The sequence below is a fragment of the Paenarthrobacter sp. GQ52 genome, from assembly GCF_059759005.1.
This window is the reverse complement of record NZ_JCAXEJ010000002.1, coordinates 178093-194127: the sequence shown is the minus strand read 5'-3', so window position 1 is coordinate 194127 and position 16035 is coordinate 178093. Positions and strand designations below refer to the sequence as shown.

At 60.4% G+C, this 16035-nt stretch carries 14 protein-coding genes; 7 read left to right on the top strand and 7 right to left on the bottom strand.

Translation table 11 applies throughout. The features are described 5' to 3' along the window. The first annotated feature begins 44 nt into the window (after positions 1 to 44). Positions 45 to 1448: a glycoside hydrolase family 32 protein gene (locus AC6CH8_RS04440; protein ID WP_498188918.1), complete on the top strand. Its 1404-nt coding sequence runs from the start codon at positions 45 to 47 to the stop codon at positions 1446 to 1448. On the opposite strand, the gene aztA is transcribed toward AC6CH8_RS04440, so the two are convergent. Beyond that, complete coding sequence (gene aztA, locus AC6CH8_RS04435) at positions 1441 to 2082, bottom strand: zinc ABC transporter ATP-binding protein AztA (RefSeq protein ID WP_498188915.1); 642 nt, start codon at positions 2080 to 2082, stop codon at positions 1441 to 1443. The two genes, AC6CH8_RS04440 and aztA, sit on opposite strands and share 8 nt — an antisense overlap. A 54-nt stretch (positions 2083 to 2136) precedes the next feature. On the opposite strand from aztA, the gene aztB reads away from it, so the two are divergent. The 4 genes from aztB to aztD are packed head-to-tail and all read left to right on the top strand — an operon-like array spanning position 2137 to position 6456. Then, entirely contained in the window at positions 2137 to 3021 is an 885-nt protein-coding gene (gene aztB / locus AC6CH8_RS04430; protein ID WP_498188913.1) for a zinc ABC transporter permease AztB, read from the top strand. A gap of 2 nt (positions 3022 to 3023) precedes the next feature. Then, positions 3024 to 4271, top strand: a complete 1248-nt coding sequence (locus AC6CH8_RS04425) for an ABC transporter (RefSeq protein WP_498188911.1) — start codon at positions 3024 to 3026, stop codon at positions 4269 to 4271. After that, on the top strand, positions 4268 to 5179 hold the full coding sequence (aztC, locus tag AC6CH8_RS04420; RefSeq protein WP_498188908.1) for a zinc ABC transporter substrate-binding protein AztC: 912 nt from the start codon (positions 4268 to 4270) through the stop codon (positions 5177 to 5179). Before AC6CH8_RS04425 ends, aztC begins: the two co-directional genes overlap by 4 nt. A gap of 32 nt (positions 5180 to 5211) precedes the next feature. Next, the gene (gene aztD, locus AC6CH8_RS04415) at positions 5212 to 6456 is read left to right on the top strand and encodes a zinc metallochaperone AztD (protein WP_498188906.1); all 1245 of its coding nucleotides are present in this window, start codon (positions 5212 to 5214) and stop codon (positions 6454 to 6456) included. Positions 6457 to 6626: 170 nt separating this feature from the next. Here aztD and AC6CH8_RS04410 read toward each other — a convergent pair whose 3' ends face one another. Together AC6CH8_RS04410 and AC6CH8_RS04405 are read right to left on the bottom strand one after the other, a co-directional pair. Beyond that, on the bottom strand, positions 6627 to 8072 hold the full coding sequence (locus tag AC6CH8_RS04410; protein ID WP_498188904.1) for an SLC13 family permease: 1446 nt from the start codon (positions 8070 to 8072) through the stop codon (positions 6627 to 6629). Positions 8073 to 8084: 12 nt separating this feature from the next. Beyond that, positions 8085 to 9203, bottom strand: coding sequence for a PrpF domain-containing protein (locus AC6CH8_RS04405; RefSeq protein WP_498188902.1), 1119 nt, complete (start codon positions 9201 to 9203; stop codon positions 8085 to 8087). A gap of 238 nt (positions 9204 to 9441) precedes the next feature. Here AC6CH8_RS04405 and AC6CH8_RS04400 point away from each other — a divergent pair, with 238 nt between their 5' ends. Next, positions 9442 to 10380, top strand: coding sequence for a LysR family transcriptional regulator (locus AC6CH8_RS04400; RefSeq protein WP_498188900.1), 939 nt, complete (start codon positions 9442 to 9444; stop codon positions 10378 to 10380). On the opposite strand, the gene AC6CH8_RS04395 is transcribed toward AC6CH8_RS04400, so the two are convergent. The 3 genes from AC6CH8_RS04395 to AC6CH8_RS04385 form a co-directional block, all read right to left on the bottom strand. Beyond that, a complete protein-coding gene (locus tag AC6CH8_RS04395) occupies positions 10371 to 11741 on the bottom strand; it encodes an MFS transporter (RefSeq protein WP_498188898.1) in 1371 nt (456 codons plus the stop codon). The two genes, AC6CH8_RS04400 and AC6CH8_RS04395, sit on opposite strands and share 10 nt — an antisense overlap. Before the next feature lie 154 nt (positions 11742 to 11895). Continuing rightward, positions 11896 to 13257, bottom strand: a complete 1362-nt coding sequence (locus tag AC6CH8_RS04390; RefSeq protein ID WP_498188896.1) for an aspartate aminotransferase family protein — start codon at positions 13255 to 13257, stop codon at positions 11896 to 11898. Between the two features lie 30 nt (positions 13258 to 13287). After that, the gene (locus tag AC6CH8_RS04385; protein WP_498188894.1) at positions 13288 to 14346 is read right to left on the bottom strand and encodes a phosphotransferase; all 1059 of its coding nucleotides are present in this window, start codon (positions 14344 to 14346) and stop codon (positions 13288 to 13290) included. Positions 14347 to 14608: 262 nt separating this feature from the next. Between AC6CH8_RS04385 and AC6CH8_RS04380 the strand changes: the two genes are divergently transcribed. Next, positions 14609 to 15283 carry an HAD family hydrolase gene (locus AC6CH8_RS04380; protein ID WP_498188892.1) on the top strand — a complete coding sequence of 225 codons (675 nt, stop codon included), beginning with the start codon at positions 14609 to 14611 and terminating at the stop codon, positions 15281 to 15283. Positions 15284 to 15358: 75 nt separating this feature from the next. Here the strand turns inward: AC6CH8_RS04380 and AC6CH8_RS04375 are convergent, their stop codons facing one another. Further along, complete coding sequence (locus tag AC6CH8_RS04375) at positions 15359 to 16033, bottom strand: GntR family transcriptional regulator (protein ID WP_498188890.1); 675 nt, start codon at positions 16031 to 16033, stop codon at positions 15359 to 15361. Positions 16034 to 16035 lie beyond the last annotated feature (2 nt).

Here is a 16035-nt window from a genome sequence, read left to right as displayed (position 1 = left end):
CCCCGAAAGGATCATCCCGGATGCGCCCGGCCTATCACTTCAGCGTGCCAGACAACTGGAAGAACGATCCCCAGCGCCCCATCTACCTGGATGGGGAGTACCACTACTACTATCTGTACAACGCCGACTACATCAGTGGTGGTGGCGGCACGTCCTGGCGGCGGGCCACCACAACTGATCACGTTGCTTTCCGGGACCGCGGTGTCGCGATCCCGAAGTTCAGCAACGGCAACGGTGACTGTTGGTCCGGATGCCTGCTGGTTGATGAGGGAAATACCGCAGGATATGGGGCGGGCGCGGTGATAGCACTTGTTACCCAAGCGCCGGAGGGCCGCCAAGCCCAGTACCTTTGGTATTCAACGGACCGGGGTCGCTCATTTCAGCCTGGCGGCTCGGCTCCGGTGCTGCCCAACCCGGGAGTGCACGATTTCCGCGACCCCAAAGTGATATGGGACGAGGACCGTGGGCGGTGGTTCATGGCTAATGCAGAAGGGCAAAAGCTCGGGTTCTGCACGTCACCGGACCTGCGGTCCTGGAAGCGTGTTGGCGAGTTCGTGCGCACTGACTTGGGTCTGCTCGAGTGTCCGGACATCTTTCGAATGACGGCCGACGACGGCACCTCGCATTGGGTTCTTGGCACCAGTGCGAACGGCAAGGGTCGCGGACTGCCCGCGACGTATGCGTACTGGACGGGAGCTTTTGACGGCAGTTCCTTCACACCGGATCATGACGAGCCGGAATGGCTCGATTATGGCTTCGATTTCTACGGCGCAGTGACCTACCCGCATCATGATGCGTCTGGCGCCGAGGACCCAACCCTGCGCAGGGCGATCGGTTGGGCGAACTTCTGGGACTATCCCCACAACACGCCCACGCTTGCCACCGACGGCTACAACGGCGATGACATGATTGTCCGCGATGTCCGGCTTAAGCGTGGAAACGGCACCTACTACCTCGTCTCCGCGCCAACGTCTGCGCTGGGGGACCACGTGAAGCGCACACATCTACTCGGTGATGTGTCGGTTGCTGGTACTCATGATCTGAAGGTTCGCTCAAGCGCCTATGATCTGAGTTGCGAGTTGGTGTGGGATCCGGCTGCGCCGCCCGCGAATCTCGGCTTCGAGGTTTGCCGTGCGTCAGGTGGCGCCAGGCATGTGACCGTGGGCGCCTTCCCGCGTGGCCCGTTCACCTACGTCAATCGCCGCCCCACCATCAACCCCACTGCAGGCGAAACCCAAACCCCGGTGGACCCTTCCACTGGGCGACTCACGCTGCGCATCCTGGTGGATCGCACGAGCGTGGAGATGTTCGTCGGGGACGGGCGTGTGGTGCATTCGCACCGGGTCTTCCCGTTGGAAGGCGACGACGGCATCCGCCTCTACGCCCACGAAGGAGCGGCCACGTTCCGGGACCTGACCGTCCGTGAGCTCGAGGTCACGCCTAGCTGACCCGGCGGCCGGCGATCAGTGTGACTACGTGGTCCGCGGCTGCAATTGCTTCTTCATCGTGGCTGACGCAGGCCACTGCTGCACCGCGTGCTGCTTCTGCCGCGAGCATGGCCCGAGTGCGCTGACGGCTTTCCAGATCCAAGCCGGCCGCGGGCTCATCGAGCAGGAAGATCCGTGCACGGCGCGCTATGCCTTGGGCTAGTAGCGCACGTTGTCGTTGGCCTCCGGACAGGGCATTGAACGGCGACGACGAGAGTTCTGTGAGCTGAACGCGAGCCAGGGCCTCGGCCACCCGCGCCTTTCGCTCCCTTGCCACTGTTTTGGAGGCTCGGCTGGACGAAACGCCCCATGTTCCCATGTTGACCACGTCATGAACGGTAAGGGGGAGTGCATCGGGCGTGGTCACCCGTTGGACTACCAAAGCCACGTCGTCTTCGCGGTCTACTGTGCCCGTGGCAGGTTTGCGTACCCCTGCGAGGATCTCGATAAGGGTCGATTTGCCAGCACCATTGGGACCGGCGATGGCGGTGACTGTGCCCCGTTCGAGATCGAGGTCAATACCAACCAGGGCGGGGGCGTCGCCAAAGCTGAAGTGAAGATTGCGGGCGCGCAGGGCGGAGTCAGAGGAGATCACAATCGATTCTAATCCTTTTTGATAATGAATCTCAATATGCTTTACAGTGACTGAGTGCACTGGCTAACTGAACCTTTTTCCGCCGACTTCTTCCTCCGGGCCCTCCTCGGTGGTGCCTTCGTCGCGATCATCTGCGGTGTCGTCGGCACCTGGGTCGTCATTCGAGGGATGGCGTTCCTTGGCGAAGCCATAGGTCACGGGATGCTGCCCGGGGTGGCCCTGGCAACAGTAGCCGGCGCCCCCGCAATAGCGGGCGGGGCGGCGAGCGCCGTCGTCATGAGTGCGATGATCAGCCTGCTGCAACGGCGCGGCCGCTTGTCATATGACACCAGCATCGGCCTTCTCTTCGTCTCGATGCTGTCGCTCGGTGTCATTATCGTGTCCCACTCACGCTCTTTCGCCACAGATGCAACTGCCATGCTGTTTGGTGACATCCTCGCCATGGACGATGGTGACCTGCTTGGGCTGCTCCTGGCGGCGCTTGCCACAGTGGCCCTTGCCGTCATCCTCCACCGCAATTTCGTGGCCGCAGCGTTTGATACACGGATCGCACAAACCCTGGGACTCCGCCCACAGATAGCCCAGCTGGCACTGGTGGGTTTGGTAACCCTTGCTGTTGTCTCGTCCTATCAGGCGGTGGGGTCGCTCCTGGTGGTGGGACTCCTGCTTGCGCCTGCAGTTGCAGCCAGCCCATGGACACGCAGCATTCCGGCCCGTATGGGCTTAGCAGCCTTCTTCGGCATCGGGGCGGTGGCTCTTGGCCTGCTGTGTTCCTGGTATGCCGGCACAGCGGCCGGCGCGTCCATTGCCATGGCCGCCATTAGTCTGGCCGCCTTCTCCGCTATCGGTGGGCACCTGCACACCGGACGCAGCACGCGGGCAGCCAAAATCCCTGCGCCGGAACCGGCCCCTGTCTTTGTATCCCTCACTGGAAAGTAATCATGAACCTCCGTACAAAAACGGTGGCACTAGCCACGCTGGCATTGCTCTTGCTTGCAGGGTGCGGCAACCCGCCCACTGCGCAGGCGCCGCAACCTGACGCGAGCGAACCGGCGTCGACCGGCGACGGGCACGGGGCAATCACCGGAGTGTCCGAGGTCGCTGAACCGCAGCTTCACCTTGTGGCCATCGACGCCGAAGGCGAAACCTCCATGCTGGACCTCCTGAACGGGACACAGTCCCGGCTGGGAAAAGTCCGGTCACCGGCTGAGGTCAGCACCGACGGGCGTTACGTCTTTGCGGCCGGCAACACCGGTGTGGACATCGTGGACAGTGGCATTTGGACCTGGGATCACGTGGATCACTTCCACTATTACAAAGGCGTAGCGAGGAATATCGGCAAGGTTGACGGCGAAGGTACTGCGACCATTGCCACGGGGATGCTGTCGACAGCCGGCACGACGGGAATGTTCTTCCCAGGCTCCGGGGAGGCAGTACTTCTGGATAATCCGGCGCTGTCCGCTGGGACCATTTCCGAGGCCCTCCGCTTCAAGACCGAACCGCACGCGGGCTTGATAGCTCCGCTGGGCGAAGGGGCCGTGGTCACCGAACCCGACAATGCAGGGAATGCCGCCCGCCTGCGAGCCATTGACATCGACGGTAAGGAACTGGCCACCACCGAATGCCCGGCAGCGGCCGGAACCATCACCACCCGGGTGGGATTGGTGGTTGGCTGCTCGGATGGTGCGGTAATCGCCACCGTGGAAGGGTCAACGCCAGTATTCGAGAAGGTTCCCTACCCGGAGGGTGTCGCTGCCCCGGCAACCGAATTCGACGGACGCAAAAGCAGGCCCACGATTGCCGGCCTCAGCACTGATTCCGGTGTCTGGCTCCTGAATACCCGGCAGCGCACGTGGGAATGGCTGCCGACCAGTACCCCCGTTATGGCTGCCGCAGCAGTCGACGACGCCGACCACCACGTGGTGGCCATCGGCACCGACGGCACGGTTCAGGTATATGACGGATCATCCAAAGAACGGATCTCCAGTACGAAACCGCTGCTGGCCGCATCACTGGCTGATCCAGCGTTCGCCGACAAGGTTCAACTCACCGTCGACGCCCAACGCGCCTACGTCAACGCGCCCGGCGAGGGCGTGGTCTATGAACTTGACTACGCCGATGGAGCCCGGATTGCCCGGACCCTCGAGTTGCCTACAAAGCCGGTTCATGTCGTGGAGACCGGACGATGAGGCGGGCGGCACTCCTCGCCGTCACCGCGGTGGTCGGGCTGGTTCTGTCGGGTTGCTCCCAACCCGGGACGCCGGAGAAGCCGCAGGTAGTGGTGACAACCAACATTCTGGGCGACATCACCAAAGAGGTCCTCGGCGACCAGGCAGAAGTAGCTACCCTCATGCAGCCCAATGCTGATCCGCATTCCTTCGAGATATCGGCCCAGCAAGCGGCACTCATGGGCAGTGCGGACCTTGTGGTCTCAAATGGCCTCGGCTTGGAGGAAGGGCTGCAGCAACACCTGGACAGGGCCGCGAAAGCCGGCGCCCCGGTAATGGCGGCAGGTGAGGTGATCGACGTCGTGCCTTACAGTTCCGGTGATGCTGAAGGGGCGCCGGACCCTCACTTCTGGACCGATCCGGCGGCCATGACCGACGTCGTGGATGCCGTAGAAGGCGCCGCACGCGATATCGAAGGAATTGACTCCGCCCGGCTTGCTGCCAGCGCAGGGGCTTATCGGGAAAAGCTCACCCAATTGGACAGGGAAATGACTCGCGCGTTCTCTGCCATCCCCAAGGAGCGACGGGCCTTGGTCACAAACCACCACGTTTTTGGTTACCTTGCCAAACGCTTCGACTTCCAGGTTGTTGGTGCGGTCATCCCCGGGGGGACCACTTTGGCAGCCCCGAGCGCTGCTGACCTTCGCCAACTCAGCGAGGCTATCCGCAGCGCCGGCGTCCCCACCATTTTTGCGGACTCGTCCCAGCCCGACCGGCTGGTGCAAGTCCTCGCTAACGAAGCCGGCGTTAAGGTCCAGGTCGCGGAGCTCTTCACCGAATCCCTGACAGGACCCGACGGCGGCGCAGCAACCTACCTGGACATGATGCGCACCAATACCGAGCGCATTGTCACCGGGCTCAAGCCTTGATCACTTCACCCGCTCTTTAACACCACAACAGAATGAGGAACCCTTACATGCTCCGCCAAAGAAGAACCCGCCTGGGTGGCATCGCACTGATTGCCGGGATGACGCTCCTGGCCTCCGCCTGCGCCAACACCACACCAGGCAGCACAACTCCAGCCGGTACATCCGAGACGCCCGGCGCATCTTCCACGGATTCGGTCGAAGCGCACGGACGCGTCGCCATCTCCTACCCGGGAGGCATCAGCGTCCTGGATAGCAAAACATTGGAAGTCGTCAAGAAATTCGACTCCGAGGAGTTCACCAGGCTGAACGCAGCTGGGGACGGTCGCCATGTTTTCGTCACCACCAAGGCAGGCTTCCAGCTGCTGGACACGGTGGAACCGAAGCTCACCGATCTGCGGGTTGACGCGACGGCTGCCGGCCACGTGGTCCGGCACGCCGGCAACACCGTCCTGTTCGACGACGGGACGGGCACCACCACCATCCTGAAGACCGACGAGCTCGCCAAGGCTGAGGGTGCTGTGCCTGCGGCACAGACGTACAAGGCTGACTCCGCACACCATGGTGTGTCGATTGTTCTGGAGGACGGGAAGCTTCTCACCACCATCGGAGACAAGACTTCACGCAGCGGCGCTATGGCACTCGAATCCCACGGCGACCACTGGGACAAAGTGGCCGAAAGCAAAGAATGCCCGGGCATCCATGGCGAGGGAACTGCAGCCGACGAGGCAGTGATCTTTGGCTGCGAGGATGGCGCCCTCCTCTACCACCACGGTAAGTTCGAGAAGTTCACGGCACCGGACAAGTACGGCCGGATGGGCAACGCGTTCGTTTCCGAGACCAGCCCGATTGTGGTGGGCGACTACAAGACTGATCCTGACGCCGAAGGCTACCTTCTTAACTCGGTGGCCCTGATCGACACCGAAAAGCACACCTTCAACGTGGTCAAGCTCCCCGAAACCGTCCAGTACACGTTCCGGGATGTAGCCCGGGGCCCGGGAGACCTGGCCTACATCCTCTCCACGGACGGCTCAATCCATGTGCTTGATCCCAAGGACGGGAAGATCGTCAACGAGTTCCCTGTGATCAAGGCCTGGGAAGGCCCGGCCGATTGGCAGGACGCCCACCCCGCCATCGTGGTCAACGGCAACATCGCCTATGTCACCGAACCGGCAGCAAACACTGTTCATTCAGTGGATCTGACCACCGGGAAGGTCACGGCATCGTCCAAGCTTGACGTAGTGCCCAACGAAATCGCCATCACCCTCGGATCGCACTGACCTTTAACATCTGAAGCACAAACAAGGGCAGGACCACCAATGGGTGGTCCTGCCCTTGGTGCGTTGGGTCACGCTCCTGCGCCCGTCGATCGGGCTACGTGTTGCGATGGTGTGCGGGAGCGCTTCCCTACGCTTGCCGAACTGTTTCGTCGGCGTGTATCCACCCGGAGCTACATGATGCCCGTGGGAACCAGCAGCGCCCAGGCAAGTGCGGGTGCCACCAGGACTACTCCGCCTGCGTACATCATCAGCTGTTTGTAGACGCGCTGACGGTCGTCTTCACGGGCGTTGGCTACCACCAGTGCTCCGTCGGTGGAAAACGGCGATACGTCAACGACAGTTGCTGCGATCGCGAGGGCAGCCACTGTCCCCGACGCACTGAGTGAGCTCGTCGCAAGCAGTGGACCGGCCAAGGGGATGAAGGCCGTCAGGAGTGCGGTGGACGAGGCGAAGGCGGAGCCGACACCGATCACGTAGCAGAGCACCAAGGCGATGAGGAGCGGTGCTCCGAGTGCAAGGGCTTGCTCGGCGAGGGTATCGATGACTCCGACGTGCTGAAGGAGGGAAACGTAGGTGATCATGCCGGCGACGAGCAGTACGGTGGACCAGGAGACTCCGCCGATGAACGTCTGGTGCTCCTTGATGTTGACCAACGCCAGCAGGAGTCCCGCTGAGAGCGCGACGAAGCCGATCGGCATGTGGAAGCCCAAAGCGCAGACGAGCATGGCCACGATGAGTCCCAAGGTAAGGATCTGCTGGCCGTGAGGCCGGGTGGCCCGTGCCTCGAGGTCGGCGTGCTGGCCGGCAGCGCCGTCGCGAAGTTTGCCCAGGAGGGCGAAGAGGACCACGGTGAGGACTGACAGGATGAGATTCAGCGCGAAGCTCGCTCCGAAAAGCGCGCCTTGGGAGATCGGGAAGCCGTTCTTCACAGCGATGTCATGCACCAGAACGCCGGCCACAGAGAGCGGGGAGAAACCGCCGGCGTGAGCTCCGTTGATGATGAAGGCGCCCATGAGGACCGGGTGGATGCGCGATTCGTAGGCCAGTCCGATTGCGGCGGGTGCCAGCAGCGCTACGCCGGCGGGAGAGAACGTGCCCAAAGCAGTGAGTGATGCTGCCAGGAGGAAGAATACCCACGGCAGAAGCAGTGTTTTTCCGCGAACAAGCCGGACGCAGTTCTGGACGATGATGTCTATGGTCCCGTTCCTCTGGGCCATGCTGAAGAAGTACGTGACACCAATGATCGTGATCACGATGTTGGCGGGGAAATCGGCAAGGATCTCCTTGTCGGTCATACCGAGCATGAAGTAGCCCACGCCGAAGGAGGCCACGAGTCCCATGACGCCGATGTTCAAAGGCCATTTCGTTGCGACGACGAACATCACCACGAGGATTACCAGCGGGATGATCTGGGTGGCTGTCATGGTCGGCTCCGATTCCGGGGTAGCCGCCGGGTCGAAGATGGCACCCCCGAACAGGATGGCAGCCAGACCCAGGATGACAGAAGCGGCAACCGTTATGAGCAGGATACGGCGGCGGTTGTTGGGGCGCTGGGAAGGTTCTTCCCGGATGTCGCTCTCAGCTTCGGGCGCTGGTTTGAAAATAGTCTTAGCCATGGTGTTTTCTCCTCATCGAGTGGCTGTTGCTAGTGAGGCTTCGACGACGTTGCCGAGAGTCTCCGGGAGATGAATGATGCTGGAGGCGATGGTGCGCGCTGTTCGGTCGACGCCCACCAGGACGGACCCGCCTTGTTCCTCGCTCCAGGTTTCGATGACGCCGGCAGGCGTCCTGAGTTTCAGAACTGATTCGTCTGTGGTGCCGGTGATGGTGTTCAGCACGGTGCCGGGCGTACGGGCTGCGAGCGTTAGGGCAATGCTGCCGGTGATGGCCAGGGCGGGATGCGGTTTGCCCATGGAGAGCATCATGACGTTGACGTCACTTTCTGCATCCGACGCCGTAGGCGGGCCGACGATTGCGAGTTTGGGGACAGCCCGCGCGGCTTGAGCGGGAGTGGCCGCCATTCCCATCCGGACGGCTGCCTGGCGACGGATGCTATCCAGGGTGTCCAGCTGCGATTCGACGCCGGCTTCCCACGTGTCATAGCGGGCAGTGTCCAGTCCAAGCTCCTCAGCCCGCACCATGACCACAGGTGCACCGGCATCCACCATGGACACCGTCCAGCGGGTTCCGCCGGCAACGATCGTGTCGGTCGCCGAGCCTGTGGGAAGCAGCAGTCCGGTGGTCTTGCCGGCCGGATTCTGGAAGCCCAGCCCCACCCGGTAACCGGGAAACACGACTCCGGGCATCTGTGCGTCCGGGACGATCGGCAGGGCGCCGGCGGGAGTTGAAACCCTCTGAATGATGATCTGGCCCGTGTTGGTATTCCGGGTGACGATCCGGGTGGAATCCCCGTCGGGCACTACCCACCCCTTCTCGATCGCGTAGAGGCCCACAACCGCCGAGCAGTTCCCGCAGTTGCTGCCCCAGTCAACAACTGCTTCTTCGATGCCTACTTGGGCGAAAGTGAATTCGACATCCACGTCCTGGTCCGCCGGGCGGCTCAGGATCATCGCCTTACTGGTGGTTGAAGTAGCCCCGCCCACGCCATCGATCTGCCGGGAATCGGGGCTTCCGAAGAGTCGCGGCAGGAGATCGTCCAGGTCGGCGCCTGCCCTCTTCAGGTGGTCGGTTTCAAACACCCAGCACTTGCTGGTGCCCCCGCGCATCCATTCCGCTTCGATCTTCATTGTGTTCCCTGCTTTCCCGTGGCACTTAGTGAACTTTTGGCCTATTACGAGAATGATGCGGATCACATATGAAGACAATGTTGGATATATGAGGGGGAGTGTAGGAACTCTTCATTCATTGAGAGACGGACCCAAATGATTCGTGGATGGCTGCTGCCATGCTGTCATTTCATCCGTAACTCCCTCTTCAGAGCGGCAGACTGCATAGAATGAACTAAAGAAGGAGAAGGGTGAAGCTTTGCTTAACGATGAGAATTTGGATTTGTTCGATATCCGGCGGCTTTCCCTCCTGGTGGAGGTGGTTGAGCAGGGATCGATCACGGCGGCGGCTGACATCATGATGTATTCGCCCTCAGCCGTCTCGCAGCAGCTGCGAAAGTTGGAGCAGGAGGTAGGGCAGCCCCTCCTCAACCGCAGATCCCGCGGAGTGGTTCCCACTGAGGCGGGTCAGGTGCTGGCGGGGCATGCTCGGAAAATTGTGGGACAGATGAGAGCAGCGAGGTCTGACCTGGGCCAGATCGCCGGTTTGGGGCGTGGCTCGTTGACGGTGGGTACGTTCCCCACGCTGGCCGGTTCCTTCTTGCCATTGGTGATCCGCGCGTTCAAAAAGCGATACCCGGCGATTGGCCTCTCCGTGCGCAGCGCGCGCTTCGATGAGCTCGTCTCGGACCTGGAGTCCGGAGTGACGGGACTGTGCTTGCTCTGGGACTATCCCTGGAACCGGTTCAACGACGAGGCCATTCGGATCACGGAGGTGTTCCAGGAGAGCACGGTTATCCTCGTGGCCAAGGGGCACCCTCTGGCGGACCGTGATGAAGTGACCATGAAAGAACTCCGAAAGGAGTCATGGATAGTCCGCGCGGAGGCACACCCTGTAGTAGAGGTACTTCAGCGGTCCGCCCACGACGCCGGCTTTGAGCCGACCATCGGGTTCCTTGCCAATGATTACCAAGAGGCTCAGGCCATGGTCAGCGTTGGAATGGGCGTGGCGATGGTCCCCAAGACAGCAGTGGCTCTGCAACATCCGGACGTCAGGATCCTAAGTCTCGGTGCTGACGCCCCACTGCGCCGGGTTCTTCTGGCCCAGCGCCAGGACAAGGTGTATGCGCCCGCAGAGGTAGCCTTCCACTCAACGCTTCTGGAGATTGCCCGTGAACGGGGTAGTGACTACCTCTGAGTCGATGCCACAGCTCGGTCTGTGTGGAGTTCATTCCTTATGAGAGCCCCGGTGGAAGGTCTCGGGACGAAGCGGCGGATGAAGGTGGCGGTGATTGCCCCGAGCGCTGACAAGAGGATCCATGGAGCCAATGCTGTGGCTGATGGCGTGTAGGCAAGTTCGTAGAGGGGAGCCAGGGCTGTGTTGCCCAGGACAACCGCCAGCCCGCCAGCGCTTGCCAGTAAACCGTAGTACGCGCCCGTTGGCCGTCCGGCCGCAAACTCAAGAACCAGACTCATGGCCACGGGCAGGACGCAAATGTTCCCCAGCGCGGTGCCTGTCACCAGCACCAGGGCTGGAAGGACCGGCAGCCAGTCCGGCGGTGGAAATACTGCCAAAACCCCCAACGACGCGAAACCTAGTGACTGCATGGCAAAACCCAAAGGTAGAGCGATCCCGGGTCCGGCTTTTCGCATCAGCCGGGCTATTGGCCACTGCAAGGTGATGGTCAGGATGGATGCGTAGGCAAAGACGAGCGCCAGCGAACTTACGCCGGCGCCACTGCGCTCGAGTTCCACTGGAAGTCCGAAGTAGAGCTGGTTGGTTGCCACCAGGTTGACGCTGAAAAAGGCCGCGAACCCGATGAACCTTTTGTCCTTAAGGCAGGACCAGAGATCCGACGGCGGCACGCGGCCAGGTTGTTCGGCATAAGCGTGGCTAGTTCGGGCGGCCTTCGGCAAGAAGAGCCAAAAGACCACAGCCATCAGGGCAAAGACAGCGGCCCCGGTCAGCAGTGCAGTGTCGAAGCCTGTGGCGAGCAGAAGTGAGCCCAGCAGTGGACCCACAACAACGCCTACTTCACCGCAAATCACAAGTAGTGCAAAGAGTGTGGACCTGTTGTTCTTTGGTTCTTTGGAAGAACCGCGCCCGGCCGCAGCACCGACGAGGCTTTGCAAAGCAGGGGAGAATAATGCCCCGCCTATCCCAGTGACCACGGCTCCGATGAGGAACAGTGTGAAGTCGGCCGCCCAAGCGAGGAGCAAGAAGCCGGCGATCCGCACCAGGCATCCAGTGATCATGGACTGGCGGGCTCCCCAGCGGTCTGCGAGGGCCCCACCGAACAGGAACATTCCCTGTTGGGCGAAGGTGCGTGCCCCCAGGACGATGCCAATCGCCATTGCGCCCATACCGAAGTCATTTCGCATGGACACCGCGAGGAAGGGCACAGCTGCGTAGAAGCCGATGTTGAAAATCAGTTGACTAGCCAGCAGCAGTTGCGGTGCTGGTTCAACCCTGGCGGGACGTGCTTTGGTGCGTTTGGAACGAAAGGTGCGCGCCGCCGTCGGACTCATCTTTTGCTGCCGTGTGTCGGGGCTGGCCATGGTGGATCCTTACCGGGGAAATGAATCACTTCAGGTTATCAAGAATGAGTCGCAATAACGTTGTATTTCGAACTGCGTCTTATGCCGAAAGCGAGGGGCGCCTTCCTTCGGGGGAAGGCGCCCCTGGGTACTGGCGTCCCTGCTGGACGCGGGGTCAGCGCAAGTTAGTGAATGCCTTGGCCATACCCTCTAGGAGGCGATCAGCATCGCTGCTGGAGAACGGCATTGGTGGGCGTAGTTTCAGGACGTTGCCTTGGGCGCCGCAGGCAGAGATGAGAATTCGATCCTGCCGCAAGGAATTTACAATCTCCGCTGCGGCTGCTCCGTTAGGTGAGAGTGTGGCTCGGTCGATGACAAGATCTACCCCAATAAAGAAGCCGCTACCGCGAACTTCTGCGACCTGTTCCAAGCCCTGCGAAAGACTCTTCAGCTCCGAGATGATCTTTCCGCCCACCTTCAGGGCGTTCTCCACGAGCGATTCCTCGCCGATCACATCCAGGACTGCCTGGGCGGCAGCAATCGCTACTGAGTTCCCGCCGAAGGTGTTGAAGTACCGAATGTTCTTTCCGAACTCCACGAGGAGTTCCGGCTTGAAAATCGCTGCTGCGACGGGGATGCCGTTACCCATAGGCTTACCGATAGTCACGATGTCGGGGATGATTCCGTGGCGTTGGAAGCCCCACCATTCCTGACCGGTTCGGCCAAAACCTGGCTGCACTTCATCGGCGATATACAAGCCTCCCGCAGCGTGGATCTCCTCGATGATGGGGCGTAGGAAGCCGGTTGGGCCGGCGAAAACACCGTCTGAAGAAAAAATGCTGTCGGCAATGAATGCCGCTACCCCGATTCCGTGCCGATGCAGGTCGGCGATGGCGGCACGTATCTGATCCCTCAGGTGGTCCTCCAGGGAGCCTTTGTCCGAGGAAAACCGTAGGGCGTCCGGCGCGTCAATGACGCGGACGTTTGCGCCCAAAGGTACTCCAACACCCAGCGATGGTGAGAAGGATGACACCTCAGCAGTGAGCCCGTGGTAGGCGCCTGAGGTGACGATGATGCCTTGGTTTCCCGTTGCATATTTGGCGACGCGCATGGCCAAATCGTTTGCTTCAGACCCGGTGCAAGTAAACATGACATGGCCGAGTTCGGCAGGGAACGTTGCAAGGAGTTGTTCGGAGTACTCGAGGATTGGCTCCTGGACGTAGCGGGTGTTGGTGTTCAGCGTCTGCATCTGCTGGTGGACGGCTTCGACGACACGAGGGTGGGCGTGGCCGACGGACGGAACGTTGTTGTAGACGTCGAGGTAGTCATTGCCGTCCCGGTCGAACAGCGTCACGCCCTTGCCGCGAACGATTTCCAAGGGTTCGTCATAGAAAAGCCGGTAGCTCGGACCCAGGCTTTGGTCCCGGCGTCGAATGCTTTTCTGCATCTGCTCCGGGAGTTCGTTGAGGCGGTTCGGGTCAAAGCCGTTGATCATGGCCCGGGATGGCTTGCGAATGGTCTGGGGAGCGTTGCTCACGATGTCTCCTTGAATGCTGGTGGGTCGGGTTCAGATGGTGGAGTGGAGTTTTGGTGCGGGCACTGCAGCTGTGAAGGCCAGGCGTTCCCAGTCCGGCTTTGAATGGGATAGAAGATACTCTCGCCTTTGAGGAAGCTGGCTGGCCCGCCACTGCGTTATCAGGGCCCGCAGCAGGAGGCGGGCCTTGGCTGAGACAATAAGGGCTTCCAGCTCCCGGGCAGGCAGCGGGCGGATGGTCAGGAAGCCATCCATGACGTGCAGAGCATGTTCCCAAGGACTCTCGGGAACCGCCCCCAGAAGATTTGCCATAGTCACGCTGAGATCGAAGATCACGGGGGTTCGTACAACATCCCCAAAGTCGATAATGCCGGTCACATAGTCTGGCTTATGCGGGTCGACCAGAACGTTGAAGGGGCTGAAATCCCCGTGGACAACCTGGGTGGAGAGGGTATCCAGAAGAGGAGCGACCTTTGCATCGAACTGATCGAAAATCTGCTCGGCCAGTCCGCGTCTCTGCTTCTCATCGATGTAGTCAAGCAAAGGACGCAGCCGGTGGAAGTGTTTAAGGTCCCAAAGGAGCATCCGGTCGGCGCGGGGATGGTCAAAACCCTGTAGGGCAAGGCCAAGTTGGGCAAGGCTTGAGCCCACTGATTGAAGCTGGCCTGCCGACGCCGAATGGTTGGCCAGTAGCGCTCCAGGCATGAAGCGCATTACCCGCAGTACGCGGCTAAAAGGAGCATCGGTTGCCTCGAGGAGGACCTGAGGATTCCCGCTGCGGCTCCGCACGAGACGCTGTACGGGAAGTTCAGGGGCGGTCCGCTCCAAATGCTCCATGCATGCCGTCTGCAGTTCGACAATCAGCGGATCCTCATCGGCTGGTGAGACCTTGACCAAGTACGTTTCTTCTCCGTCGTGGAGTCTGAAGGTCTCATCTTTCTCCGTTGGAATACGTATAAGCGTTCCCTTTAGTTCGTAGAACTGTTGAAGTAGCTCCAAGACGTTGGGGTCCGTGAGCTGTGACTGCGAAGTTAGAAGCCCGCTTTCCGATGCCACGGCTTCGATAAAGGCAGAATCGGTAGTGACATCCATGTCTTAGGCTCCTGCCGTCCAGCGGGGAATGGGTGAACATTGAACGGCGTCATTTGCTGTTCAACAGTTATACAAGGATGCCAGTGATAGGGCTACGGGTCAACTGTAGAACTGTTGACAATTTGAGCGACGCAGTCTTAGTCTCGACCCATAGCGCTGTAACGATTAGGACGACGAAGTCCTGGAGCGTTGGCATTTCCACCGGAGAGGCCGCCGCCTGAACGGCCTCTGGACCTATGGACACACAAAGAACGGACGACTCATGGCATACAGCAATTCACGGCCGAAGTACATCTCCTTTGACATCTACGGCACGTTGATCAACTGGGATACTGATTTCACCACCCGCCAGCTTCTCGCGGGCCGCTTGCCTGACGAGCAGTGGCCCGCGTTCAAGAAGGTGTTCCGCGGGTACCGATTCGATGAAGTTCTCGGCGATTACAAACCCTATAAACAGATCCTTCAGAATTCCTTCGATAGGGTCTGCAAGTTCTTCGGCATCGGGCCGACCCCTGGTGCAGGTGCGGTATTCGCGGAGGCGGTCCGCGGCTTTAGCGCCCACGACGATGTGCCGGCTCCGTTGAAACTCATGGGCGATAACTACAAGTTAGTGGCTTTGTCCAATGCTGACGACAGCTTCCTCGACATCAGCATTCCCAAACTCGGCGCCGATTACCATGCAGTCTTAACCGCTGAGCAGGCCCAGGCTTACAAGCCTCGATACCAGGCCTTCGAATTCATGCTGGACACCCTGAATGCCAGGCCGGAGGACTTCCTGCACATCGCCTCGCACACGCGGTATGACATGCATCCCATGCACGACATGGGCTTCCGTAACCTGTGGGTGCTGGACCGTGGTTATGACCCCATTACTGGGGGCTACGACTACAACTCTGTGAAGTCATTGGACGAGATTAACCACTACCTCGGCCTCTAAGAGGCCGGGCTCCAAAGACCGTTGCTAAACCATCAAGCCCGGCCTGGGAACGTCCAGGTCGGGCTTGACGTTGCCCTAGTTGGCTGAATGTCTCTGGGCGACAACCTGACGAATTGATTCCCGATACTGGACGATCGTGTCCGAGATGACCTTTTCGGCCAGGACGGGGTCGCGGGAGTCGAGTGCGTCAACGATGTTCTGGTGCTCAGCTTCCAGTGAGTCCGGATCCTCGTACTCATGGTTCTCAATTGACAGCACAAACATGAAGTACCGCAATTCGGTCACCAGTTGCTGATAGAAGATCCGCAATTTTTGGCTTCCGAGCAGTCCTACAATCGCACTGTGAACCGCAAGGTCCTTCTCGACAATTTTGAAAGGGTCTCCGCTTTTCAAGACCATGCGGAATTCCTCCATGGCTGCATGCACTTCATCCATGGACGTGGTTTCGGAAATGCTCCGTGCCGCCGTGGTTTCCAGGTGATATCTCGCGTTATAGACGTCCATGATCTCAGCGTCCGTGGGATCCCACACGATTGCGCCCTGGTTGGCACGATGACGAATGAGACCGCCCGCTTGGACTATGCGGACGGCCTCGCGAACAGTATTCCTGGAAAGCCCCAAATTCTCGGCGAGCAGGCTCTCCCTCAAGCGTTCACCGGGTTTTAGACCTCCGCTGAGGATCATCGCGGTGAGGCCATCTGCGACCTGCTGGACCGTCGATGAATGGACAATTTTTATCTGCTCAACCATGG

What these genes read in the sequence shown, in the direction of transcription:
- aztD (WP_498188906.1), top strand. Translation starts at nt 5,212, where the DNA reads ATGAGGAACCCTTACATGCTCCGCCAAAGAAGAACCCGCCTGGGTGGC.
- AC6CH8_RS04385 (WP_498188894.1), bottom strand. Translation starts at nt 14,346, where the DNA reads ATGGATGTCACTACCGATTCTGCCTTTATCGAAGCCGTGGCATCGGAA.
- AC6CH8_RS04405 (WP_498188902.1), bottom strand. Translation starts at nt 9,203, where the DNA reads ATGAAGATCGAAGCGGAATGGATGCGCGGGGGCACCAGCAAGTGCTGG.
- AC6CH8_RS04410 (WP_498188904.1), bottom strand. Translation starts at nt 8,072, where the DNA reads ATGGCTAAGACTATTTTCAAACCAGCGCCCGAAGCTGAGAGCGACATC.
- aztC (WP_498188908.1), top strand. Translation starts at nt 4,268, where the DNA reads ATGAGGCGGGCGGCACTCCTCGCCGTCACCGCGGTGGTCGGGCTGGTT.
- AC6CH8_RS04375 (WP_498188890.1), bottom strand. Translation starts at nt 16,033, where the DNA reads ATGGTTGAGCAGATAAAAATTGTCCATTCATCGACGGTCCAGCAGGTC.
- AC6CH8_RS04425 (WP_498188911.1), top strand. Translation starts at nt 3,024, where the DNA reads ATGAACCTCCGTACAAAAACGGTGGCACTAGCCACGCTGGCATTGCTC.
- AC6CH8_RS04380 (WP_498188892.1), top strand. Translation starts at nt 14,609, where the DNA reads ATGGCATACAGCAATTCACGGCCGAAGTACATCTCCTTTGACATCTAC.
- AC6CH8_RS04395 (WP_498188898.1), bottom strand. Translation starts at nt 11,741, where the DNA reads ATGGCCAGCCCCGACACACGGCAGCAAAAGATGAGTCCGACGGCGGCG.